This is a genomic window from Rhodanobacter thiooxydans (assembly GCF_021545845.1).
Classification (GTDB): Bacteria; Pseudomonadota; Gammaproteobacteria; order Xanthomonadales; family Rhodanobacteraceae; genus Rhodanobacter.
In genome coordinates, this window is sequence record NZ_CP088923.1 from 3,746,372 (window position 1) to 3,769,063 (window position 22,692).

The 22,692-nt window shown below is 68.0% G+C and carries 17 protein-coding genes; 6 read left to right on the forward strand and 11 right to left on the reverse strand.

The genetic code is table 11. The annotated features are described in order from the left end of the window. Window positions 1-41: 41 nt before the first annotated feature. The 4 genes from LRK53_RS17050 to LRK53_RS17065 all read left to right on the forward strand — a co-directional run bounded on the left by LRK53_RS17050 (window position 42) and on the right by LRK53_RS17065 (window position 4,597). Window positions 42-1,589 (forward strand): serine hydrolase, encoded by a 1,548-nt coding sequence (locus tag LRK53_RS17050; RefSeq protein ID WP_051257541.1) that lies wholly within the window; start codon window positions 42-44, stop codon window positions 1,587-1,589. 143 nt (window positions 1,590-1,732) lie between these two features. Beyond that, a complete protein-coding gene (locus LRK53_RS17055) occupies window positions 1,733-2,428 on the forward strand; it encodes a M15 family metallopeptidase (protein ID WP_027492279.1) in 696 nt (231 codons plus the stop codon). Between the two features lie 178 nt (window positions 2,429-2,606). Continuing rightward, a complete protein-coding gene (locus tag LRK53_RS17060; protein WP_235642668.1) occupies window positions 2,607-3,635 on the forward strand; it encodes a serine hydrolase domain-containing protein in 1,029 nt (342 codons plus the stop codon). 191 nt (window positions 3,636-3,826) lie between these two features. After that, on the forward strand, window positions 3,827-4,597 hold the full coding sequence (locus LRK53_RS17065) for an N-acetylmuramoyl-L-alanine amidase (protein ID WP_235642402.1): 771 nt from the start codon (window positions 3,827-3,829) through the stop codon (window positions 4,595-4,597). Window positions 4,598-4,607: 10 nt separating this feature from the next. On the opposite strand, the gene LRK53_RS17070 is transcribed toward LRK53_RS17065, so the two are convergent. From LRK53_RS17070 to tkt, 9 genes are all read right to left on the reverse strand, one after another. Next, window positions 4,608-7,727 (reverse strand): efflux RND transporter permease subunit, encoded by a 3,120-nt coding sequence (locus LRK53_RS17070; protein WP_037089345.1) that lies wholly within the window; start codon window positions 7,725-7,727, stop codon window positions 4,608-4,610. Then, window positions 7,724-8,848, reverse strand: coding sequence for an efflux RND transporter periplasmic adaptor subunit (locus LRK53_RS17075; RefSeq protein WP_235642403.1), 1,125 nt, complete (start codon window positions 8,846-8,848; stop codon window positions 7,724-7,726). The genes LRK53_RS17070 and LRK53_RS17075 overlap by 4 nt, the downstream gene beginning before the upstream one ends. A gap of 37 nt (window positions 8,849-8,885) precedes the next feature. After that, window positions 8,886-10,667 carry an efflux transporter outer membrane subunit gene (locus LRK53_RS17080; RefSeq protein WP_235642404.1) on the reverse strand — a complete coding sequence of 594 codons (1,782 nt, stop codon included), beginning with the start codon at window positions 10,665-10,667 and terminating at the stop codon, window positions 8,886-8,888. An 81-nt stretch (window positions 10,668-10,748) separates the two neighbouring features. After that, the gene (gene trpE / locus LRK53_RS17085; RefSeq protein WP_027492284.1) at window positions 10,749-12,224 is read right to left on the reverse strand and encodes an anthranilate synthase component I; all 1,476 of its coding nucleotides are present in this window, start codon (window positions 12,222-12,224) and stop codon (window positions 10,749-10,751) included. Between the two features lie 57 nt (window positions 12,225-12,281). After that, window positions 12,282-14,297, reverse strand: a complete 2,016-nt coding sequence (locus LRK53_RS17090) for an ATP-binding protein (RefSeq protein WP_027492285.1) — start codon at window positions 14,295-14,297, stop codon at window positions 12,282-12,284. A gap of 12 nt (window positions 14,298-14,309) precedes the next feature. Further along, entirely contained in the window at window positions 14,310-14,894 is a 585-nt protein-coding gene (locus LRK53_RS17095) for a hypothetical protein (protein WP_425504523.1), read from the reverse strand. Further along, on the reverse strand, window positions 14,882-15,571 hold the full coding sequence (pdsR, locus tag LRK53_RS17100) for a proteobacterial dedicated sortase system response regulator (RefSeq protein ID WP_027492287.1): 690 nt from the start codon (window positions 15,569-15,571) through the stop codon (window positions 14,882-14,884). Before pdsR ends, LRK53_RS17095 begins: the two co-directional genes overlap by 13 nt. A gap of 800 nt (window positions 15,572-16,371) precedes the next feature. Further along, on the reverse strand, window positions 16,372-17,040 hold the full coding sequence (gene rpe, locus LRK53_RS17105; RefSeq protein WP_027492288.1) for a ribulose-phosphate 3-epimerase: 669 nt from the start codon (window positions 17,038-17,040) through the stop codon (window positions 16,372-16,374). 138 nt (window positions 17,041-17,178) lie between these two features. After that, complete coding sequence (gene tkt / locus LRK53_RS17110) at window positions 17,179-19,188, reverse strand: transketolase (protein WP_027492289.1); 2,010 nt, start codon at window positions 19,186-19,188, stop codon at window positions 17,179-17,181. Window positions 19,189-19,411: 223 nt separating this feature from the next. Between tkt and LRK53_RS17115 the strand changes: the two genes are divergently transcribed. After that, on the forward strand, window positions 19,412-20,038 hold the full coding sequence (locus LRK53_RS17115; RefSeq protein WP_027492290.1) for an outer membrane beta-barrel protein: 627 nt from the start codon (window positions 19,412-19,414) through the stop codon (window positions 20,036-20,038). A 170-nt stretch (window positions 20,039-20,208) separates the two neighbouring features. Then, entirely contained in the window at window positions 20,209-20,808 is a 600-nt protein-coding gene (locus LRK53_RS17120) for a porin family protein (protein ID WP_027492291.1), read from the forward strand. A gap of 299 nt (window positions 20,809-21,107) precedes the next feature. On the opposite strand, the gene LRK53_RS17125 is transcribed toward LRK53_RS17120, so the two are convergent. Next, complete coding sequence (locus LRK53_RS17125; RefSeq protein ID WP_027492292.1) at window positions 21,108-22,112, reverse strand: class I fructose-bisphosphate aldolase; 1,005 nt, start codon at window positions 22,110-22,112, stop codon at window positions 21,108-21,110. A gap of 137 nt (window positions 22,113-22,249) precedes the next feature. Next, window positions 22,250-22,690, reverse strand: coding sequence for an energy transducer TonB (locus tag LRK53_RS17130; protein WP_027492293.1), 441 nt, complete (start codon window positions 22,688-22,690; stop codon window positions 22,250-22,252). Window positions 22,691-22,692 lie beyond the last annotated feature (2 nt).

The following is a 22,692-nucleotide window of genomic DNA, read 5'->3' on the forward strand; positions in this document are numbered from 1 at the left end:
GCCAGAAGCATTCGCTCCCTCCCCTGCATTGCAGGGGAGGGCTGGGGTGGGGTGCTCTTGCCCTTCTGCTCCTACTCGCACCGTTTGGCACCAACGCCCGATCCGCCAACCGCATCTATGACCCCATCGTCGACGCCGTCGTCGCCCGCTATCATCTGCCCGGCATCGCCGTCGGCGTGATCGAGAACGGGCAGGTCGTCTATATGCGCACCGCCGGCGAGACCGTCGCCGGCTCTGGCCAGCCGGTCACCCCGCGCACGCTGTTCAAGATCGCCTCCAACAGCAAGGCGATGACCACCGCCCTGCTCGGCCGGCTGGTCGACCAGGGCAAGCTGCGCTGGGACGATCCGGTGACGAAGTACCTGCCGCAGTTCCGCATGCACGACCCGTGGGTCACCACGAACATGCGCGTGGCCGACCTGCTCACCCATTCCAGCGGCCTGCCCGAGGGCGGCGGCGACCTGATGCTGTGGCCGGAGCCGAATGCGTTCACCCGCGCCGACATCATCCACGGCCTGGCCTTCATCAAGCCCAGCTACAGCTTCCGTGCGCAGTACCAGTACGACAACCTGCTCTACGTGGTGGCCGGCGAAGTGGCCGCCGCCGCAGGCGGTGCGCCGTACGAGACGCTGATGCGCCGCGAGGTGTTCGCGCCGCTGGGGCTGGACCGCTGCCAGGTCGGCGCATGGAACCGCGACGCGGTCGGCGACGTGGCCGCGCCGCACCGTCGCGACGGCAACCGCAATGTGGCGATGCCCGAGGCCACGGCAATCCCCGCGATCACCTCCGCGGCGGCCGGCGGCATCCGCTGCGGCCTCACCGACATGCTGAGCTGGGCGCGCAACTGGCTGACACCCACCCACGCGCAGCTGCAATGGCTGTCGCCGGTGCAGCGCGAAGTGCTGCAGGCGCCGCACATGCTGATCCCGATTTCCGAACAGCGCCGCGCCTGGGATAACACGCACGTGATGGCCTACGGCTACGGCTGGCGCATGGCCGACGTCGACGGCCAGTGGAGCGTGTGGCACACCGGCACGCTGAACGGCATGTACTCGATGCTGGCCCTGCTGCCCGACCGCGACGACGGCTTCGTGTTCATGATCAACGGCGACGCGGACGAAGCGCGCACCGTGCTTGGCGAAGTATTGATGAAGCACTTCACCGCGCCCGGCGACGATCGCGGCGTGGACTGGTACGCCGATGCGCTGGCGCAGCGGGCGAAGCAGCGGGCGCCGTCGTCGTCCGCGCCGGATACCTCGGCGCAGCGGCCAGCCTCGCCGGCCGAACTGGCGCACTGGAGCGGGCAGTATCGCGACGCGTGGTTCGGCGACGTCACGCTATGCCCGCGCGAGGGGAAGATGCATTTCGCCGCCGCGAAGTCGCCGACACTGGCCGGCACGGTGATGCGCCTGGGCGATCGCTACCTGGTGCACTGGGACGATTCGGCCAACCTCGACGCCTGGCTGGATTTTCGCGCCGTCAGCAACGACCAGCCGATCGCCCTGCGCATGGCCAAGCTCGACCCGCTGGGCGACTTCAGCTCCGATTATGAAGACCTCGACTTCCGCCGCGTAGGACGCTGCCCATGATCACCCACTCACTAGTGACGCCCCGTAGGAGCCCGCTCGCGGGCGATGCTTTTGCTCTCACGAATCCCGAATCCCATATCCCAAATCCCGACCCCAAGAGCATCGCCCGCAAGCGGGCTCCTACGACAGCTTGGTGTCTGTTCGTGCTCGCCTGGCTCGTCGCCTCCGGTGGCATCGCCCGCGCGGAGCAGCCACCCACCCTGTCGCCCGTCAGGACGGCCGCTGCGGCGAACCTCGTCGACATCCGCATGCTGGTGCCGGACATCGCCGAAGACATCAAGTACGCTGGCCACAACAACTTCGTGGGTGCGCCGGTCGATGGCTACCTGGCACCGAAGTGCCTGCTGCTGCGCCCGGTCGCCGAAGCGCTGGCGCGGGTCGAGCGCGAGCTGCGCACGCAGCAGCTGCGCCTGAAGATCTGGGACTGCTATCGCCCGGCCCGCGCCGTGGCGCATTTCGTGCGCTGGGCGCACGACCTCAACGACCAGCGTACCAAGCCGCAGCACTATCCCACGCTGGACAAGTCGAAACTGCTCGGCGATTACATCGCACCGGTCTCCGGCCACAGCCGCGGCGCCACCGCCGACCTCACCCTGCAGCGCTGCGCCGCCGACGGCACGCACTGCACGCCGCTGGACATGGGCACCGATTTCGACTTCTTCGACGTGCGCGCGCACACCGATGCGCCCGGCATCACTGCCGCGCAGCATGCGAACCGTCTGCTGCTGCGCGATGCAATGGAGCGCGAGGGTTTCCGCAACTATGCGCTGGAGTGGTGGCATTACACGCTAACGCCGGAACCCACGCCGCACACGCTGTACGACGTGCCGGTGCAATGACGCCGTACCCATCGAAACTCCCCTCTCCCCGTGGGAGAGGGGTCGGGGGAGAGGGTCCGGGCGGAGCCGAGCACCGCGGCGATCCCGCACCCTCACCCCAACCCCTCTCCCGACGGGAGAGGGGCTCAAACCAAAGGCACGGAGCCTTGCCATGCGTCTCGCCACGATCTTCGTCTCGATGCTGTTCTGCGCCGGCAGCGCTGGCGCATCGACCGCCGATGCCATCCGCCACGCCGATCAGTTGATGCAGAAGTACGCCGGCGACGTGCCCGGCGCCTCGCTGCTGGTGCTCAAGGATGGCAAGCCGATCGTGCGCCGCGGCTACGGCCTGGCCAATCTCGAAGACCGCGAGCGCGCCACGCCGGCCACCAACTACCGGCTCGCCTCGGTGAGCAAGCAGTTCACCGCCGCGGCGATCCTGCTGCTGGTCGAGGACGGCCACCTCCACCTGGACGACCCGGTGCAGCGCTGGCTGCCCACGCTGCCGCAGACGACGGCCGCGGTCACGCTGCGCCAGCTGCTCGACCACACCGGCGGCCTGGTCGACTACGAGGACCTGATCCCGCCCGGCACCACCGCCCAGGTCAGCGACGACGACGTGCTGCGCCTGCTCTCCGCCACGCCGAGGACCTACTTCGCGCCGGGCAGTGCCTACCGCTACAGCAACTCCGGCTACGTGCTGCTCGGCCTGGTGGTGGAACGCGCCTCCGGCATGAGCCTGCCGCTGTACCTCAAGCAGCGCATCTTCCGGCCGCTGCACATGGACCACACCCTGCTCTACGAGCACGGCAAGGGGCCGGAAGTGGCGGACCGCGCCTACGGCTACAGCGAGGAGCACGGCCACTGGACGCGCACCGACCAGAGCATCACCAGCGCCACCCGCGGCGACGGCGGCATCTACTCCTCGATCGACGACCTGGCCAAGTGGGACGCCGCCCTGTACGACGACCGCCTGCTCAGCGCCGCCTCGCGGCGGCTGGCCTTCAGCCCGCACGTGAAGGTCACCGGCGAACCGTACCAGGCCAGCTACGGCTACGGCTGGCGCATCACCGGCGACACACTGTGGCACTCCGGCGAAAGCATCGGCTTCCGCAACGTGATCGTGCGCTGGCCGCAGCAGCGCCTCACGGTGATCCTGCTCAGCAACCGCAACGACCCGGAGCCTTACCGCACCGCACTGGCGATCGCCGAGCCCTATCTGCATTGACCGCTGCCATCACTTTCGCCCACCTTCACCGTCATTCCAGCGAAAGCCGGAGACGCATTTCAACAGTCGTAGGCTGGTCATCCAGTGATATATGCGTGCGAAGCACACGAAATGGATTTTGAGTACTTCGCACGAGTCACCCGACTGGATTCCGGCGTTCGCCGGAATGACGAGCCATCAAGCCCAACGCCATGTGCCCGACACTCCCTGCATTCCGCCTTCTGCACATCGTTGGCCTGCTGATCCCGCTCGCCCTGCTCGCCGCCTGCGCCCCGCTGCCGCCGCGCAACCCGCTGGCGACCTGGGTGCCATCGCCGAACCACGACATCCGTCGGCCGGTGCTGATCGTGCTGCACTACACACAGCAGCAGTCGGTGCAGCAGAGCCTGGACACCCTGCGCTCGAGCAACAGCATGGGCCCGGTCAGCGCGCATTACCTGATCGGCGCCGACGGCCACATCTACCAGCTGGTGCCCGACCAGTGGCGCGCCTGGCAGGCCGGTCCGGGCCGCTGGGGCACCATCACCGACCTCAACTCCGCCTCGATCGGCATCGAGCTGGACAACGACGGTGCCACGCCGTTCGCCCAGCCGCAGATCGACGGCCTGCTGCGCCTGCTCGCCGACCTCACCACGCGGCTGCGCATCCCGCCCACCCAGATCATCGGTCATGAGGACCTCGCCCCCGGCCGCAAGGACGACCCCGGCCCGCTGTTCCCGTGGCAGCAGCTCGCCGCCGCCGGCTACGGCCGCTGGCCACAGGGCGAACTGGTCGAGCCGCCCGCCGGCTTCGACCCGTGGATGGCGCTGGGCCTGGTCGGCTACCCGCTGGACGACCGCCCCGCTGCGGTGCGCGCGTTCCACCACCACTTCCGCGGCATGCAGGGCGACACGCTGGACGACGAAGACCTGCGCATCCTGTACAACCTGGCGCAGCGGATCGTGGGCGGCAGCGGGAACTGAGCCACCCCGGCTACACCTCCAGGCGGTCGTCCGGCCGCGCCACGATCGCGTACAGCGCCGGCATCAGGAACACGCTGATCAGCAGGCGGGTGAACAGGCCGCTGACGATGACCAGCGCGAACGGCCGCTGCGTGTCGGTGCCGACGCCGGTGGCCAGCGCCGCCGGCAGCAGGCCGAGCGCGGCCACCAGCGCGGTCATCATGATCGGACGCAGGCGCAGGATCGCGCCTTCGCGGATCGCCTCGGCCACGCCGACGCCGTTGCGGCGCAGCTCGTTGACGTAGGAGATGTACACCACCGCGGTCTGCACCGAGACGCCGAACAGCGCGAGGAAGCCGATGCCCGAGGACACCGAGAACGGCGTGCCGGTCAGCCACAGCGCGATGATGCCGCCGGCCGGCGCGGACAGCACCACGCCGAGCACGGTGATGAAGGGGAACTTGAAGTTGCTGTACAGCGCGAACAGCAGCAGGAAGATCAAACCCACGGTGAGCGGCACGATCAGGTTCAGCTGCGCGCGCGAAGCGGTGTATTCCTTGTACTCGCCGCCCCAGTCCAGCCGGTAGCCCTGTTGCAGCTTCACCTTCGCGTCGACCTGGGCGATCGCATCCTCCACCGCGCCGGCCAGGTCGCGGCCTTCCACCGAGAACTGCACGCCGATGTAGCGCGAGTTGTCCTGCCGGTAGATGAAGGAGGCGCCGCTGGTCACCCGGATATCGGCGAATTCCTTCAGCGGCAGCTGCTGGCCGCCGGGCGTGGCCACCAGGATGTTGCCGATCGCCTCGGCGTTGTCGCGGAACGGCTGGTCCAGCCGCACGACCAGATCGAACTGCTTCTCGCCCTGGATCACCTGGGTGGCCACGTCGCCGCCGATCGCGGTCTGGATCAGACCGTTGATGTCGTCCACGTTCAGGCCGTAGCGGGCGATCACCGCGCGGTTGATGGTGATGCTGAGGCTGGGCTGGCCGAGCTCCTGCACCAGCGTCACGTCACGGATGCCGCGCACCTGTTCCAGCACGTGTTTGATCGCCTTGCCCTTCGCCTGCAGCGTGTTCAGATCGGTGCCGAACACCTTCACCGCCAGCGCGCTCTTCAGGCCGGTCTCGGCCTCGTCCACCGCGTCCTCGGCCGGCTGGGTGTAGTTGAAGCTGATGCCGGGGAAGACTTGCAGCTTGCGGTTGATCGCTGCGATCAGTTCGGCCTTGTCGTGGTACGCGCCCTTCCACTGCGCGTACGGCTTCAGGCCGACGTAGAACTCGACGTTGAAGAAGCCGGTGTGATCGGTGCCATCGTCGGGCCGGCCCAGCTCCGAGGCAACCGTGGTGACCTCGGGGAACGAGCGCAGGATGGCGCGGATCTGTGGCGCGATTTTCGCCGACTCGTCGAACGAGATGGTGTACGGCATGGTCGCGCGCACCCACAGCGCGCCCTCGTCCAGGTGCGGCATGAACTCCGCGCCGATGCGCGGCACCAGCAGCAGCGACAAGCCCAGCAGCAACGCCGAGACCGCCGTGGTCAGCCATGCCCGGGCGAGGCAGAAATCCAGACCCTTGGCATAGACCGACCTGATCGCCTCGAACATGCGGTTGCGCCGCTCGCGTACGCCCTTGCGCATCAGCCACGAACACAGCACCGGCAGCAGCGTCAGCGTAACGGCGAGCGAGCCGACCAGCGCGAACACCATGGTGTCCGCCATCGGCTTGAACAGCGTGCCGGACGGCCCGGACAGCACGTAGATCGGCAGGAAGCTGACCACGATCACCGCCACCGCGTAGAACAGCGGGCGGTCGACCTCCGCCGCCGCGTCGCGGATCACCTCGACGACGTTGAACTTCGTGCCCGCGCGATCGGCGAGCTGGCGATGGATGTTCTCCACCATCACCACCGCCGCGTCGACCAGGATGCCGAAGTCGATCGCGCCGATCGACAGCAGGTTGGCCGAGGCGCCCTGCAGGTCCAGCCCGATGAAGGCGACCAGCAGGGACAGCGGGATGGTGACCGCCACGATCAGCCCGGTACGCACGTCGTACAGGAAGAAGATCAGCACCACCACGACCAGCAGCATGCCGCGCAGCAGGTTGTCCCTGACCACCTGGGTGGTGATCGTCACCAGGTCGCTGCGGTCGTAGAACGGGTGGACCTTGATGTCCTTCGGCAGGATCTGCTCGTTGAGCTCCTGCGTCTTCGCCTCGACCCGCTGCAGCACGTCCTGGGTCTTCTCGCCGGTGCGCAGCGAGATCACCCCCTCGACCGCGTCGTTCTGCTTCTCGTAACCGAACAGGCCCAGCCGCGGCGCGATGCCGATGACCACGCGGCCGACGTCCTTGACCAGCACCGGATTGCCGTCGTGCACCGCCAGCACCACATTGCCGATGTCCTCCAGCGTGCGCAGCCGGCCCACGCCGCGCACGTAGTAGAACTGGCCACCCTGCGAATAGAAGCCGCCGCCGGCGTTGGCGTTGTTGGCGGCCAGCGCGGCCTGCACCTGCGTTGCGCTCAGGCCGACGCCGGCGAGTTTGGCCGGGTCGAGCAGCACCTGGTACTGCATCGTGCCGCCGCCGAAGCCGGAGTCGTCCGCCACGCCGGCGACCGCGCGGTACTGCGGCTCGACCACCCAGTCCTCGAACGTCTTCAGCTCCATCGGCGAACGGTCGGAGCTCTGCAGCACGTAGCGGTAGATCAGCCCCGACGGCGACGACAGCGGCGACACCGACGGCTTCACGCCGTCAGGAAGCTCGAGACCACCGAGCCGATTGAACACCTGCTGCCGCGCGAAATAGTTGCCGGTGCCGATGTCGAAGGTCAGCGTGACCACCGACAGGCCGTACAGCGAGATCGAGCGGACGTTGGCGGTCTTCGGGATACCGGTCATGCCGCGCTCGGCCGGCACCGTGATCAGCCGCTCCACTTCCTCGGCGGTATGCCCCGGCCACTGCGTGACGATCTCCACGCTGGGCGGCGACAGGTCGGGGTAGGCATCCACCGGCAGGCGGTGCAGCGCATGCACACCGGCGCCGATCAGCACCAGCACCAGCAAGGCGACCAGGAAGCGTTGCGCCAGCGAGGCACCGACGATGCGATTCATCAGCGAGGCCGCACGCGACGGCATGGGCGGCAGCGGGTCGCTCATTGGTTCTGCATGAACTGCACGAAGATGCCGCCGTCGACCACGATTCGGTCGCCCGGCCTGAGGCCGTCGCTGACCAGGTAGTCGTCACCCGTGCGCGAACCCGTCGTGACGTGCCGCCGCGCGAAGCTGCCGTCGGCCTGGGCGAGATAGACGAACGGCAGGTTGTCGTCGTCGCGCAGCAGCGCCGACGCCGGAACCAGCAGGCCCTTGCTGGCCTGGCGCGACTGGATCCGCACGCGCACGTACATCTGTTTGCGCAGCGCGCCCTGCGGGTTCGGCACCACGATGCGCGCGGCAATCGCACGAGTGTTCGGGTTCACCACCGCGGCGATGTTGTCCAGCGTGCCCGCCAGCTCGCCACCCGCTGCAGCCTCGGCCTGCGCCGGGTCGCCGACCCGGATTCCGGCAAGCTCCGCTGCCGTCACCTGCGCCATCACCCACACCTTGGACAGGTCGGCCACGGTGAAGCACGGCGTCGTGCCCGCCTGCAACAGCTGCCCGGGGCTGATCAGCTTTTCCACCACGGTACCGGCGACCGGTGCGCGGATGATGCCCTGCGTGCGCGCCACCGTGCGGCCGGACTGGATCGCCTCGATCGTGCCGGCGTCGACATGCAGCGCCACCAGCGCCTGCAACGCTGCATCGCGGTCGGCTTCGGCGCTGGCGGCGTCGGTCTGCGCCTGCTCGGCCTCGCGCCGCGATACGCCTTGGTGCTGCAGCAGGTCCTGGTCGGTGTCGGCCAATTTGCGGGCGTTGCGCGCACTGGCCAGTGCCTTGCGATAGGCGCCGATCGCGGCGGCGAAGTCCGGCGAGTCCACCAGCGCCAGCGGCTGGCCCTGGTGCACCTGGTCGCCCGGCGCCACCAGCACGCGCAACACCGGTCCGGAGAACGGCGCGAGCACGCCGGTCGCCTGGTCGTTGTCGAAATCCACCACGCCGGTGGTCTCGATCGCGCGATGGAAGCTGGCCGGCGCGACGGTGAACAGATGGATGCGCTGGCGCTGCGCCGGCGTCATCGTCACGTTCTGCGGCGTGTCGGATGCCGCAGCGTGTTGCGCTTCGGACCTGGAGGAACAGCCGGCCGCAGCAAGCACCGCGCCCAGCGCGAGCGCGAATGCCACAGGACGCCACGGTATCCGGCACGACGCCGAAGATGATCTACTTTTCATCGCTGTCCCGGTCTGCCTTGGCGTGATCCGAATCGGAGGGGCGTGGCTGCGTCGCTGCGGAATGGGCCTGCGCGCCGTCCGCGGCGTTCCACCAGCCACCGCCCAGCGCCTGGAACAGCGCCGCGGTGTCGGCGTAGCGGCTGGCCTGCGCCTGCACCAGCGCGATGCGCGCCTGCTGGTAGCCCTGCTCGGCACCGAGCAGCGACAGGTAGCCGGCATAGCCGTCCTTGTACTGCCGCTGCGACAGATCCAGGGTGAGCTTCGCCGCCTGTGCGGCGCTGCTCGCCGCCTGCAGGCCTTCGGCGTCGTGCTGCAATGCGGCCAGCGTATCGGCCACATTCTGGAACGCCGTCAGCACCGTGCTGCGGTATTGCTCGGACGCCTGCACGTAGGCCGCCTTGGCGGCGCGTTCCTGGTGCAGCAGGCTGCCGCCGTGAAAAATCGGCGCGGCGATATCGGCACCGATGCCCCAGAAGCCCGTACCGCTCTTGAACACCTGGCCGATCGCCACCGCGGTGCTGCCCGCGTTCGCGGTCAATGAAACATTCGGCAACCGATTCGCGATCGCCACGCCGATATTGGCGCTGGCCGCATGCATGTTCGCCTCGGCCTGGCGCACGTCCGGACGCTGTGCCACCAGCCTGGATGGCAGGCTCAGCGGCAGTTGCTGCGGCAAGTGCAGGCTGGCCAGATCGAATGCCGGCGCCGGCGCCCCACTGGGCAACCGCCCGGCCAGCACCGCCAGCAAATCGTTCTGCTGATCCAGCCGGGTCAGCAACGGCGGCAGCGTGGCCTGCAGCTGGGCCAGCTGCGATTCCTGCGCGGCGAGATCGAGCCGGCCGGCATACCCCTTGGCCAGCTGGTAGCGCAGGATGTCCACCATTTTCGAGTCGATCGCGATCAGCTCGCGGCTCGCGGCGATCTGCTCCCGCAACGAGGCCTGCTGCACGGCCGCCGCCACCACGTTGGTACTCAGCGTGATGCGGGCGGCGATCATCTGGAAACGCACGGACTGCTCCTGCGCCTGCAGCGACTCCACCGTGCGCCGGTTCAGGCCGAACAGGTCCGGCGCATACGAAATGCTGAGCTGCGGAGTGAAGAAGCTGTACAGATACTCCTGGGGTACCACCGGATAGTTCGGCCCGGGCGCAACCTGCTGTGATTGCTTCTGGCGGGTAGCCGAGAAGCCGGCGTTGACCGCGGGGTAGTAGGCACCGCGCTGCGCCCGGGCATTCTCGTGCGCCACCGCCAACGCTGCCTGCGCGGCCTTCAGATCGGAGTTGTGCGCCAGCGATTGTTCGATCAGCGCATTGAGCTCGGCGGAATGGAACAGTGTCCACCACTGCGCGGGAATGTCGGCGTCCAGGACGAAGCGCTGCGGCTGCCCGCCCGCGACATCCGCACCGGCGGTGGTGGTCGGCAGCGGGGCGGCGGTCAGGCGGCCGACTGCGGGTGCGGCCGGCCGCTGAAAATCCGGCCCCACCGCGCACCCGGCGAGACCCAGCACGACGACAGCCGCAAGCAGACGCCACAACGGCAACCACGCCGTGGATCGCAATGAGCGCGCTCGCCCGATCATCGCAGCCATCATGTCGACGGTGCCGGCAAGCACTCGAACCACGGGTCGTTCATGCGGGCGCGTCTTGGCGAGAAGATCGGAGACGCAACGATATAACGTACCAATTCGCCGCAAAACCCTGCAAGAAATTGCGTTCAACGATGTGCTGGCAACCACGGGGTCCGACGCGCAGGCCTGCTCGTCGAGTCGCACCTCGAACGTCGGAACAGCCGCGTACGGGCACACCGCCCGAACGAGTCGCAGGCTGGACGAAGCAGCCGGCGACAGCCGCGCCTACAGCCCCTTCGCCGCCTGCGCCACCGCGCGGAACAGCGCGCGGCCCTTGTTCATCGTCTCCTCCCACTCGGCGGCGGGATCGGAGTCGAACACGATGCCGGCGCCGGCCTGCACGTGCAGGCGGCCGCCATGGATCACCGCGGTGCGGATCGCGATGGCGGTGTCGGCGTCGCCCCACCAGCCGATCCAGCCGATCGCGCCGCCGTAGATGTTGCGCTTGTACGGTTCCAGTTCCTGGATGATCTCCAGCGCGCGCACCTTCGGCGCGCCCGAGAGCGTGCCGGCCGGGAAGGTGGCCTTCAGCACGTCCATATAGCTCAAGCCTTTGCGCACCGTGCCCTGCACCTGCGACACGATGTGCATCACGTGCGAGTAGCGCTCGATCGCAAACGAGCCGCTCACCTCCACGCTGCCGGTCTCGCTGATCCGGCCCAGGTCGTTGCGGCCGAGGTCGATCAGCATCACGTGCTCGGCGCGCTCCTTCGGGTCGGCCAGCAGCTCGGCTTCCAGCGCCTGGTCTTCCGCTTCCGTGGCACCGCGCCTGCGCGTGCCGGCGAGCGGGCGCACCACCACCTTGCCGTCCTTCAGCCGCGCCAGGATCTCCGGCGAGGAGCCCACGATCTGCGTTTCGCCGAGGTCGACGAAGTACATGTACGGCGACGGGTTCAGTGCGCGCAGCGCGCGGTACACGTCCACCGGCCGCGCGTTGAAGCCGACGCTGAGACGCTGCGACGGCACCACCTGGAAGATGTCGCCGGCGCGGATGTACTCCTTCGCCTTCTCCACCATCGCCTCGAACTCGTCCCTGGTAAACGAGGACTTGAAGTCGCCCTCGTCCAGCGCGATCGACTGCGTGAGCTGCGGATATGACGCGCCGCCCTGGCGCAGCCGGTAGACCAGCGCATCGAGCCGGCGCTGCGCGGCGGCATACGCCTGCGGCTGCGCGGGGTCCGCATGCACGATCAGGTACAGCCGGCCCTTGAGGTTGTCGAATACGGCCACTTCCTCGGCCAGCATCAGGAGCACGTCGGGCGTGCGCAATTCGTCGGCGCGATCCCACTGCGCGAGGCGCGGCTCGATGTAGCCGATCGTCTCGAAGCCGAAGTAGCCGACCAGGCCGCCCGAGAACGCGGGCAGCTGCGGCAGCCGCGGCACGTCGTACTGCGCGCGCAGCTTCTCGATTTCCGCCAGCGGATCATCCAGGTGCCGGCGCTCGCTGACTTCGCCGGAGTCTTCCACTTCGAGCTCATGCCCATGCAGGCGAAACACCCGCTTCGCCGGCAGGCCGATGATCGAATAGCGCCCCCAGGTGGCGCCGCCCTCGACCGACTCGAACAGGAAGGTGTACGGGCCATCGGCCAGCTTCAGGTACACCGACAGCGGCGTGTCGAGGTCGGAGAACACCTCGCGCACCAGCGGGATGCGGGTGTGGCCCTGGGCCACCAGCGCGTCGTATTCGTCTCGGGAGATCACGTAGGGGAGATCCGGATGGCCAAACGAGGAAGCGGCCATTGTAGGCGAAGCGCGCCCTCAGCCACTCAGCCGTTGTCGCGGCATACCGCGCAAGCGCAGGGTGAACGCCACGCCGCTGCCGTCGTCGAGGTTGCGTGCGCTGGCGATGCCGCCGTGGCGTTCGGCGACCAGCCGCACCACGTACAGGCCCAGACCCAGGTGCGGGACCCCGCCGGGGGTGGCCTTGTCGCGCAGGCTGACCAGCGAGTCGAATAGCCGGCCCTGCATCGCCGCAGGCAGCGGCGGGCCCTGGTTGGCCAGCTCGATCTCGGCGCCATCGGGTGTGGCGCGCAGCGCGAGACGCAGCCAGCCATCCGGCGGCGTGAACGACAATGCGTTGTCGAGCAGCTTGTCCAGCGCCTGCGCGATCAGCTCGGGCGCGCAGTGCAACGGCAGCAGCGCATCAGGCAGTGTGCAGTCGAGCCGGCGCGCCCCGATCAGTGGCCGGTAGGCATCGGCACAGCCGCGCACCACGTCACGCAGGTCGACGTCCTCAGGTTCGGCGGCAAGGATCGAGCGTTCCATCCGGCTCGACTCGCTCATCGCGCGCACCAGTGCGCCCAGCCGCGCCACGCCGTCGCGGGCGCGCGCCAGGTACGGCTGCGCCTCGGCCGGCAAGGCGGCATGCTCGAGGTTGTCCAGCGACGATTTCACGATCGCCAGCGGCGTGTTGAGTTCGTGCGAAAGCTTCGAGGCCAGCGTGCGCAGGTAATCGGTGTAGCTGCCGACCACCTCGAACAGCCGCTCGAAGCTGCGCGCCAGGTCGCCGATCTCGTCGGGCGCGTCGGTCATCGGGAACTTGCCGCGTTCGAACAGGCCGTCCAGACGTCCATCGTTGAGCTGGGCGCGCTCGGCCGCGTTGCGCAGGCGGCCCAGCCGCAGGCTGAGCTTGGTGGCGAACAGCAGCAGGATGCCGCCGGCGACCAGCAGCACGCCGAAGCTGGTCAGCAGCAGACCAAACAACGCACGGTTGGCGAGCAGCGGCACGCTGCGGCTGGCCTGCTCCAGCAGCAGCACGCCACCGACCCGGCCGGCATGTCCGATCGGCACCGCGGCGGCCAGCACCACGCTGCCGCGCTCCTCGCCGCTGCGCCACACCGATACCGGCTGACCGGCACCCGCCTCGGCCACTTCGCGGGTGTCCAGCCGCGGCACGTCCTGCGCCCACAGGTTTGCATCTTCCAGCCGCGTCGCCAGTAGCGAGCGGTAGACCAGCGCGGCGAACCAGCCTGGCTGGCCGTCGCTGCCGGGCATCGTGTTCAGGCGGCCGCTGCGTGCCAGCAGCCAGCCCTGCGGCGCCAGCACGCGCGCCTGCACGCGGTCGGGCACCAGCTGCGCCAGCTCGCCGGCAAGCTTGCCCGAATAGCTGAGCAGTGGCCGCGTATCGGCGGCCAGCCGGTCGCCGCCCGCGGCCGTGTCGTACACGCCGATGCCGAGCGTGCGCAGCTTGAGATCACGCGGCAGGCGCAACTCGACCCGGTAACCGCTGCCGTCTTCCTGCCACTGCGCGGCGATCAGCTCGGGCAGGCCCTCCACCGGAGGATCGAGCGGCTGCGCGGTGAGCGGACCGGGCGCCGCGCTGGCCAGCAGGTAGCGGCGCCGGCCTTCCGCGTTGCCCAGCACGAGGATCAGGTGATCAGCCGCCAGCGCATTCGCATCGCCGGCGTCGGCACGCGTGCGGCGGGTGTCGCGCACGTCGGCGTAGAGGTACAGCCCGTCGTCGTCTACGGCCAGCAACAGCTTGCCGTTCGTGCCAAGCGGCTGGCTCCACGGCGTCAGCGGCGCCCAGTCGTCGCCGTAGCCGTCCACGGTGATCGGATTGGCTGCCTGTTGCACGTACCAGCCCCGGCCCGATGCCGGCGCCACCGCGCCGGTCACCACCAGGCTGCGCGCCACCGCATTCGCCGACGCCAGCAGCGCCTGCGCCTGGCCTTCGCGCAGCAGCGTTTCCATCTGCCGCACGTACAGCCAGCCGGCCACCGGCAGCGCCAGCGTGCACAGTGCGACCAGCAGCAGCTTGCGGCGCAGCGTCATCGGCGCCGGCGATCAGCGGCCATGCGCGGGCGCCGCGTCCTTCGCCCAGCGCGTGGCCACCACCACGCGCATGAAGTCGTCGAGCAGTGCGTGGCGCGACGGGTCGGCGTCGTCGAATGCCATCGACCAGCTCAGCCGCACCCCGCTGGCCGTGCCGGGGTCGCAGAACACCAGCACGTCGTCGATGCGATCGCTGCCCTGGTAGACCGAAGCCTCGCACGGCATGGCCGGATGCCGCACGACGAAGGCGGACACCTTGCCGGCGGGGTCGTGCTGCAGGTAGCGCTTGCGATCAGCCTGCACCTCGTCGGCCAGCGTGGCCAGCTGGCGCGGCCACACGTTGAGCACCATCACCCGCTGCGGCTTGCCGCTCCACTCGCCCTGGTAAAGCACGGCATTGACGCCGATCGCGCGCGCGTAGGTGCAGCAGTCGCGCGTCCAGCCGGGCGGCGTGGCCACGCTGATCGCCCAGGCCGGCGCGTCGCCGTCGCGGGCGCCACGCGCCAGCACGCCGTCGTCCTGGCCGGCGGCCGGCGCCGCGACGGCGAACAGCAAGCACGCCAACGCCGGCAGCAGGCGTCGCCTCACGGCTTCCACCGGTAGCCCACGCCGTGCACCGTCTCGATCGCGTCGAACTCCGGCGCCACCGCGATGAACTTCTTGCGGATACGCTTGATGTGCGAGGTGATGGTGGCGTCGTCCACCACCAGCTCCGCCTCGCGCATCAGCTGGTCGCGGTTCTTCACATGGCCGGGAAAGCGGATCAGCGTGTGCACCATCCAGAATTCGGTGACGGTGAGCGGAATCTCCTCGCCGTTCCAGGTGATGCGCATGCGCTCGGATTCCAGCTTCAGCGGGCCGTGCTCGATCACCGTCTCGCTGCTGGCCGGCACCTTCAGCGACTCGATGCGGCGGAACAGCGCGGCGATGCGCGCAGCCAGCTGGTGCAGGCTGGTGTCCTTGGAAAGGTAATCGTCGGCGCCCAGGCGCAGGCCGGAGATCACGTCGAAATCCGAGTCGCGCGCGGTGAGGAAGATGATCGGCAGCGTGGCCGACTTCGCGCGCAGCTCGCGGCACAGGTCGAAGCCGCCCTCCGGCTCGTCGCCCAGGCCGATGTCGATGATCACCAGCTCCGGCAGGCGCATCGCGAAGGCGCCGGAGGCCTCCCGGCGCGAGCCGTAGCCGCGCGCGTCGTAGCCGAAACGGTTCAGCGCCTCGACGTAGTTGGCGCGGATCAACGGTTCGTCCTCGACGATGGCAATGCTGCGGCCCATGGCGCGCTCCCTGTAGTGGTGCGCGCAGCGTGCTATGCGAATCGCGCGTACGCAAGCCGCGTGACGCAGCTGTCCCCGTTTTGCCACACGGCGACAGCCGCTAGGCCCGATTCCGCCGGCGCCAGCGCCCGCGGCGACGGTTTGATGTGCATCAAGCCATCCGCAGGACGTTCAACGATGCCGCAGCCCGAATCCCCCGACCGAGATCCCAACGCCGAACTGCACGGCTTCGAGCCATTGCGCGCCGCACTGGCGATCGGCGCGTTGCTGCTCGGGCTGCTGCTCAGCCTCTGAGGCGAGTGCCATGGACACATCCTGTTTCGACCCGTACCCGTTCGATCTCCTCTCCGTGGAAGACGGCGGTGCATCCGGCGCGAAGGGAGTCGCGCCGGATGCGGGGCAAGCGCAACCCGATCCCGACTGGCGCCCGCTGTAGCGCGACCACCGCGCCCGTCCCGCAGGGTGGTCGGTTTCCCCTCCTTGCGAGGGGATTTTTTCGGCCGGGGACCGCGCCACGTCGTGGCATCGGCTCCGTTCAGGAATCTGCGGGAACCAAACCGGATCACCCCGGTCAATAGTACTGATTGGTACCGTTCCCCTTGCCATGGAACGTGCCGGCACGACGGCAGACACCCTCCCTGTGAAGCAGTCGTGCCGGCACACCAATCAATGGTGTTTCCTCTCACGTCATCGATGACGTTTTGTCCCGGCGCAGCCGTTCACTGCGTCGGGATTTTTATGCGCGGCAGGTTCGCGCGATCGTGCTTAGCCGATCGCATCGCGCCCCGCGGCGGGCACGCTCAAGCGATCGCCTTGCGCATCGCGGCGATCTCGGCCACGTAATCCGGAGCGTGGAAGATCGCCGAGCCGGCGACGAAGGTGTCGGCACCGGCGCCGGCGATCGCGCCGATATTCTGCGCGGTGACGCCGCCGTCGACTTCCAGCCTGATCGCGCGGCCGCTGGCCTCGATGCGCGCACGCGCCTGGCGCAACTTGTCCAGCGCGCCGGGGATGAACTTCTGCCCGCCAAAACCGGGGTTGACCGACATGATCAGGATCAGGTCGAGCTTGTCCATCACATAGTCGAGGTAGTCCAGTGGCGTGGCCGGGTTGAACACCAGTCCGGCCTGGCAGCCCGATTCCCTGATCAGGCCCAGCGTACGGTCGACGTGCTCGCTCGCCTCCGGGTGGAAGCTGATCAGGCTGGCGCCGGCCTTGGCGAAATCCGGCACGATGCGGTCGACCGGCTTGACCATCAGGTGCACATCGACCGGCGCGATGATGCCGTACTTGCGCAGCGACTGCAGCACCATCGGGCCGATCGTGAGGTTTGGCACGTAATGGTTGTCCATCACGTCGAAATGTACCCAGTCGGCGCCCGCGGCCAGTGCGGCGGCGGTGTCCTCGCCGAGCCGGGCGAAATCGGCAGCGAGAATGGACGGGGCAATGACAGGGGTTTGCTTGCTCATGACGACTATCCGGTATATCGGAGACGTGATTGTAGGAGCCCGCTGGCGGGCGATACTCCTGCCCTGGTGCAACGTAGGGGACATCAAGGCGAAAAAAAGCATCGCCCGCCAGCGGGCTCCTACAAGAGCTGATGAGTCTCAGCGAAGGGTGCGCTTCACCGCATCGACCACATGGGCCACGGTGAAACCGAAGTGCTCGAACAGTTGCGGTGCGGGCGCCGAGGCGCCGAACGTGGTCATGCCGATCACCTCGCCGTCCAGGCCCACGTACTTGCGCCAGAAGTCGGCGGTGCCGGCTTCCACGGCGACGCGTGCGCGGCACCAACCCGGCAGCACACCTTCGCGGTATTCCAGTGGCTGCGCATCGAACACCTCGGTGCACGGCATCGATACCACGCGCACGGCCACGCCCTGCTGCGCCAGCGCACGCGCGGCCTCCATTGCCAGTTCCACTTCCGAACCGGTGGCGATCAGAATCGCCTGGAACTTCGTATCCAGCGGATCGGACAGCACGTAGCCGCCGCGCATGATGTCGGCCACCTGCTGTGCGCTGCGCTGCTGGTGCTTCAGGTTCTGCCGCGAGAACACCAGGCAGGCCGGGTGGCCGTTGCGCTCGATCGCCGCCTTCCACGATGCGGCCGACTCCACCGCATCGCACGGGCGCCACAGCTGGTTGTCCGGGATGTAGCGCAGGGACGCCATGTGCTCGACCGGCTGGTGGGTCGGGCCGTCCTCGCCCAGGCCGATCGAGTCGTGCGTGTAGACGTGGATCGCGTGCGCCGGGATCAGCGCGCTCATGCGCACCGCGTTGCGCGCGTAGTCGGAGAACACCAGGAACGTCGCATCGTACGGAATGAAGCCGCCGTGCAGGGCCAGGCCGTTGGCGATCGCGGTCATGCCGAACTCGCGCACCCCGTAGTGGACGTAGTTGCCCTTGCCGCCGGCGCTGTCGCCGGTGGCGGCGTCGAGGCTGCCCTTCCACTTGGTGAGGTTGGAGCCGGCCAGGTCGGCCGAGCCGCCGATCAGCTCCGGCAGCAGCGGCGCGAACGCCTCGATGCTCATCTGGGAGGCCTTGCGCGAAGCCACTTCGGGGCCGTCGGCCTGCAGCTTGTCGATGAACGCCTGCGACTTCGCGGCCCAGTCCGCCGGCAGCTCGCCGCTCATGCGACGGCTGAACTCGGCGGCCAGCTGTGGATGGGCGGCGGCGTATTTCGCAAACGCGTCGTTCCAGGCCTGTTCGGCAGTGGCGCCCCTGGCCTTGTGATCCCAGCCGGCGTAGATCTCGGCCGGGATCTCGAACGGCGCGTGATGCCAGCCCAGCTGCTCGCGCGCGGCGGCGATCTCGTCCTTGCCCAGCGGCGCGCCGTGGCTTTCCTCCTTGCCCTGCTTGTGCGGTGCGCCGAAGCCAATGACGGTCTTCGCGCAGATCAGGGTGGGCTTGTCGTGCTGGGCAGTGGCGCTGGCGATCGCCTGCTTGATCGCCCCCGCATCGTGCCCGTCCACGCCGCGGATCACGTTCCAGCCGTACGCCTCGAAGCGCGCCGGGGTGTCGTCGGTGAACCAGCCGTGCACTTCGCCGTCGATCGAGATGCCATTGTCGTCGTAGATCGCCACCAGCTTGCCCAGCTGCCAGGTGCCGGCCAGCGAGGCGACCTCGTGCGAGATGCCTTCCATCAGGCAGCCGTCGCCGAGGAACACGTAAGTGTGGTGGTCGACCACGTCGTGACCCGGACGGTTGAAGTGCGCCGCCAGCACCTTCTCGGCCAGCGCGAAGCCGACCGCGTTGGCCAGGCCCTGGCCGAGTGGGCCGGTGGTGGTTTCCACTCCCGGCGTTTCGCTGGCCTCCGGGTGGCCGGCGGTCTTCGAGTGCAGCTGACGGAAACGCTTCAGCTGGTCCATCGGCAGGTCGAAGCCGGTCAGGTGCAGCAGCGCGTACTGCAACATCGAGCCGTGGCCGTTGGAGAGCACGAAGCGGTCGCGGTTGAACCACTTCGGGTTGGCCGGGTTGAACTTCAGGAAGTCGTTCCAGAGCACCTCGGCGAGGTCGGCCATGCCCATCGGCATGCCCGGATGACCGGACCTGGCCGCCTCCACGGCGTCCATGGCAAGGGCGCGCACGGCATTGGCGAGTTCGCGGCGGGTGGTCATCGGGCGGTCTCCGGAGGGTGCAAAAGCGCCATTGTCGCCGATCCGGCCGCCAGCTGTCGCCCGCGGCCACGGAATTAATCGCCGCTTAATTCCCCACCATACGGTTCGGCGAGCTTCAGCCACGACCCACTATCACTGCGCCCCGCAGCGCCATCCCCAGGTGCTGCCCGGCCGCGCGCCTGGTCCACAGCGCCGGCCCGGTCCAAAAACGAGGAGTATCCCCATGAAAAAGAATCTGATCGCCCTTGCCCTCGCCTCCGCCACGCTGTGCGCCCTGCCGGCCTTTGCTCAAGACACCACGCCGGTCGCCGGTGGCAACTTCCAGCCATCGCAGCCGATCGGCAGCGGCAACTGGTTCGTCAACGGCAGCGTCGGCCAGGCCCACATGCGCGTGGGCCCGTACGACGACCACCCGACCACCTACGCGCTCAATGGCGGCTACCGCTGGAAGGTGGGCCAGGATCTGGGCCTCGGCGTGGAAGCCGGCTACAACGACCTGGGCAACTTCAGGTTGAAGAACGTGTTCAACAGCAACGACGTCAACCTGACCTCGCAGCGTCAGGCCCTGCGCGGCTGGACCGCGGGCGTCAACGGCAAGATCAACGTGTGGCAGGGCCTGTACGTCAGTGGCCGCACCGGCGTGTACGGCTGGCGGGGTCACGGCTACGCCAACCAGGACATCAACCGGCACAAGCTGGACAAGGTCGACTGGTACGCCGGCGTGGGTACCGGCTACGACTTCAGTGAGCACTTCGGCCTGGGCCTGTCGTACGACTACTACCGCGCGAACAAAGATCAGATCAAGTTGAGTTCCGATACGGCGTCGCTGACCGCGGAGTACCGCTTTTGAGCCCGGCGCCGAATTAACTCGAGCTTAATACTGAACTAATCGGTATTGAATCTTCCAGGGCACGACCCATCTAAGGAATCAGGTGTCGCCGGCCGAACGGACGGCGCACCGCCAGCAGCGGCCATTCCCCCTCAGGGCCGACTGCCACGACAACAAATTGGAGAAGCTCCATGAAAACGAACAAGACCCTGCTTGCCCTCGCCTTCGCTTCCGCCGGCCTGCTGGCCGTTCCCGCCGTGTTCGCGCAAAGCGCGTCCACCGACAAGGGTGGCTGGTTCATCAACGGCAATGTCGGCCAGGCCTCGCTGAACCATGGCCCGTACGACGACAGCACCACCGGCTACGGCATCAACGGCGGCTACCGCTGGGCGCTGAACCCGTCGGTCGCGCTGGGCGCCGAGGTGGGCTACAACGACCTGGGCAACATCCACCCGAAGAACATCTTCAACAGCCAGCCGGTCGTCGACCGCGGCAAGTCGCAGTTGCACGGGTGGACCGCCGGCGTGAACGGCCACTTCAACGTCAGCCCGAACTGGTACGTCAGCGCGCGTACCGGCATCTACGGCTGGAAGGGCCACGGCCTCAGCAATGACGCCAACCCGATCCGCAAGGGCCTGGACGACACCAGCTGGTACGCCGGTGCGGGCGTGGGCTACGACTTCAGCAACAACGTCAGTGTCGGCCTGAACTACGACTACTACGACGCCAAGAAGGACCGCGTGAACCTGAGCACCGACATGGTCTCGGTCAGCGCGGAATACCGCTTCTGAGTCTCGATGTTTCATGCATCAAAAAAAGGGCGCCGCAAGGCGCCCTTTTTACTGTAGGAGCCCGCTTGCGGGCGATGTTTTTGAAGCCGGGATGACCAGACCTTCGTCTGTTGAGAGCCGGAATTCGAAGAGCAGAAGCATCACCCGCAAGCGGGCTCCTACGGCTTCTGATCGGTTAGCCGATCACACGGAAAAAGAAACGGGCACCTCACGGTGCCCGTTTCTTTTCTGAGCAGTGCAGCCATGGATGGCTGCCCGTTTGACTCTCGCGATCGTCGATAATCGCGGGAGCTAACCCCTCAGCCGTTCCACTGCCCCAGCGCAGCCAGGCCGTTGTCGCGGGCGCGGGCGTGCACGGTCTTCTGCGCTTCGGCGTAGTTCGCCTTCATATCCTTCGACCACAGCTTCAGCGCCGCCTGCTGCATGGCGCGACCGTAGGAGAACGACAGCGGCCACGGGTGCGGGCCGATCTGGTTCATCGCGTTGAGGTGCGCGGTGGACTGCTGGTCGGTCTGGCCGCCGGAGAGGAACACGATGCCCGGCAGTGAGGCCGGCACGGTGGACTTCAGCACGCGCACGGTGGCCTCGGCGACTTCCTCGACGTCGGCCTGCTCGTCGCAATCCTTGCCCGGAATGACCATGCTGACCTTCAGGATGGTGCCTTCCAGCATCACGTTCTGCTCGTACAGCGCGTTGAACAGGCTGCGCAGCACGGCTTCATGCACCTCGTAGCTGACCTCGATGCTGTGGTCGCCGTCCATGATCACCTCCGGCTCGACCATCGGCACCAGGCCGGCTTCCTGGCACAGTGCGGCGTAGCGGGCCAGCACGTGGCAATTCGCCTCGATCGCGGTGGAGCTGGGGTTTTCCTCGGAAATATTGATCACCGCGCGCCACTTGGCGAACTGGGCGCCCAGCTTCACGTATTCCTGCAGGCGCTCGCGCAGGCCGTCGAGGCCTTCGGTGACCACATCGCCGGGGAAGCCGGCCAGCGGCTGCGGGCCCTTGTCGACCTTGATGCCGGGGATGATGCCGTTCTTCTTCATCACCTCGGTGAACGGCACGCCGTCGCGGGTCTTCTGGCGGATCGTCTCGTCGTACAGGATCGCGCCGGAGATGTGCTCGTTCAGGCCCGGCGTGGTCAGCAGCAGCTCGCGGTAGGCGCGGCGGTTTTCCTCGGTGTTCTCGATGCCGACCGCCTCGAAGCGCTTCCTGATGGTGTTGGTCGACTCGTCGATGGCGATGATGCCCTTGCCGGGCGCAACCATCGCCAGGGCGATGCTTTCGAGATCTTCAATACTCATGACGACTCCGTGGTGCACGGGCATGCCCGCCCGCACAAGGTGGAAGCCGCCTCGGGGCCGAAGCGGCACGGTTCAAAACGGGGATTATAGGCCAGATGGCGTCCGCCAGCGCCAGCGCGCCGACGGACGGCCCCGGCTCAGGGGGCGTAGCCGGGCAGCTTGCACTGGTCGGTCAGCTGCTGGCGCTGGGCCGGGTCCTTCGGCGCGTTGAACGGCACCACGTAATAGGTGGCGACCGGCTCGCCGATGCGGTTGGTCAGCGACGGACCGTAGCGGAAATTGGAGACCGCACTGCGCGCCGCCGGACCGAGGTCGCTTTTGGGCACCAGCTTGACCACCTGCACGTTCATCGGCACGCCATCCGAACCGATCGTATAGGTCACCGCCGCGCAGCTGGGCTGGTCCAGGTTGAGCCCGCTGTTGGGCACATCCATCTTCACCTGCGTGTTGAGCAGGATCCAGTAGCGATACAGCTCCTGCGGGTCGATCCGGCGCATCTGCGCCAGCGCCGGCGCGACGAAGCCCAGCGCCAACGCCAGCAGCAGGCCCTGGCGAAGCAGGCGGGACACGGATGTCATGG

What these genes read in the sequence shown, in the direction of transcription:
- LRK53_RS17060 (WP_235642668.1), top strand. Translation starts at nt 2,607, where the DNA reads ATGCTGTTCTGCGCCGGCAGCGCTGGCGCATCGACCGCCGATGCCATC.
- LRK53_RS17065 (WP_235642402.1), top strand. Translation starts at nt 3,827, where the DNA reads ATGTGCCCGACACTCCCTGCATTCCGCCTTCTGCACATCGTTGGCCTG.
- LRK53_RS17070 (WP_037089345.1), bottom strand. Translation starts at nt 7,727, where the DNA reads ATGAGCGACCCGCTGCCGCCCATGCCGTCGCGTGCGGCCTCGCTGATG.
- LRK53_RS17090 (WP_027492285.1), bottom strand. Translation starts at nt 14,297, where the DNA reads ATGACGCTGCGCCGCAAGCTGCTGCTGGTCGCACTGTGCACGCTGGCG.
- pdsR (WP_027492287.1), bottom strand. Translation starts at nt 15,571, where the DNA reads ATGGGCCGCAGCATTGCCATCGTCGAGGACGAACCGTTGATCCGCGCC.
- rpe (WP_027492288.1), bottom strand. Translation starts at nt 17,040, where the DNA reads ATGAGCAAGCAAACCCCTGTCATTGCCCCGTCCATTCTCGCTGCCGAT.
- tkt (WP_027492289.1), bottom strand. Translation starts at nt 19,188, where the DNA reads ATGACCACCCGCCGCGAACTCGCCAATGCCGTGCGCGCCCTTGCCATG.
- LRK53_RS17115 (WP_027492290.1), top strand. Translation starts at nt 19,412, where the DNA reads ATGAAAAAGAATCTGATCGCCCTTGCCCTCGCCTCCGCCACGCTGTGC.
- LRK53_RS17120 (WP_027492291.1), top strand. Translation starts at nt 20,209, where the DNA reads ATGAAAACGAACAAGACCCTGCTTGCCCTCGCCTTCGCTTCCGCCGGC.
- LRK53_RS17125 (WP_027492292.1), bottom strand. Translation starts at nt 22,112, where the DNA reads ATGAGTATTGAAGATCTCGAAAGCATCGCCCTGGCGATGGTTGCGCCC.
- LRK53_RS17130 (WP_027492293.1), bottom strand. Translation starts at nt 22,690, where the DNA reads ATGACATCCGTGTCCCGCCTGCTTCGCCAGGGCCTGCTGCTGGCGTTG.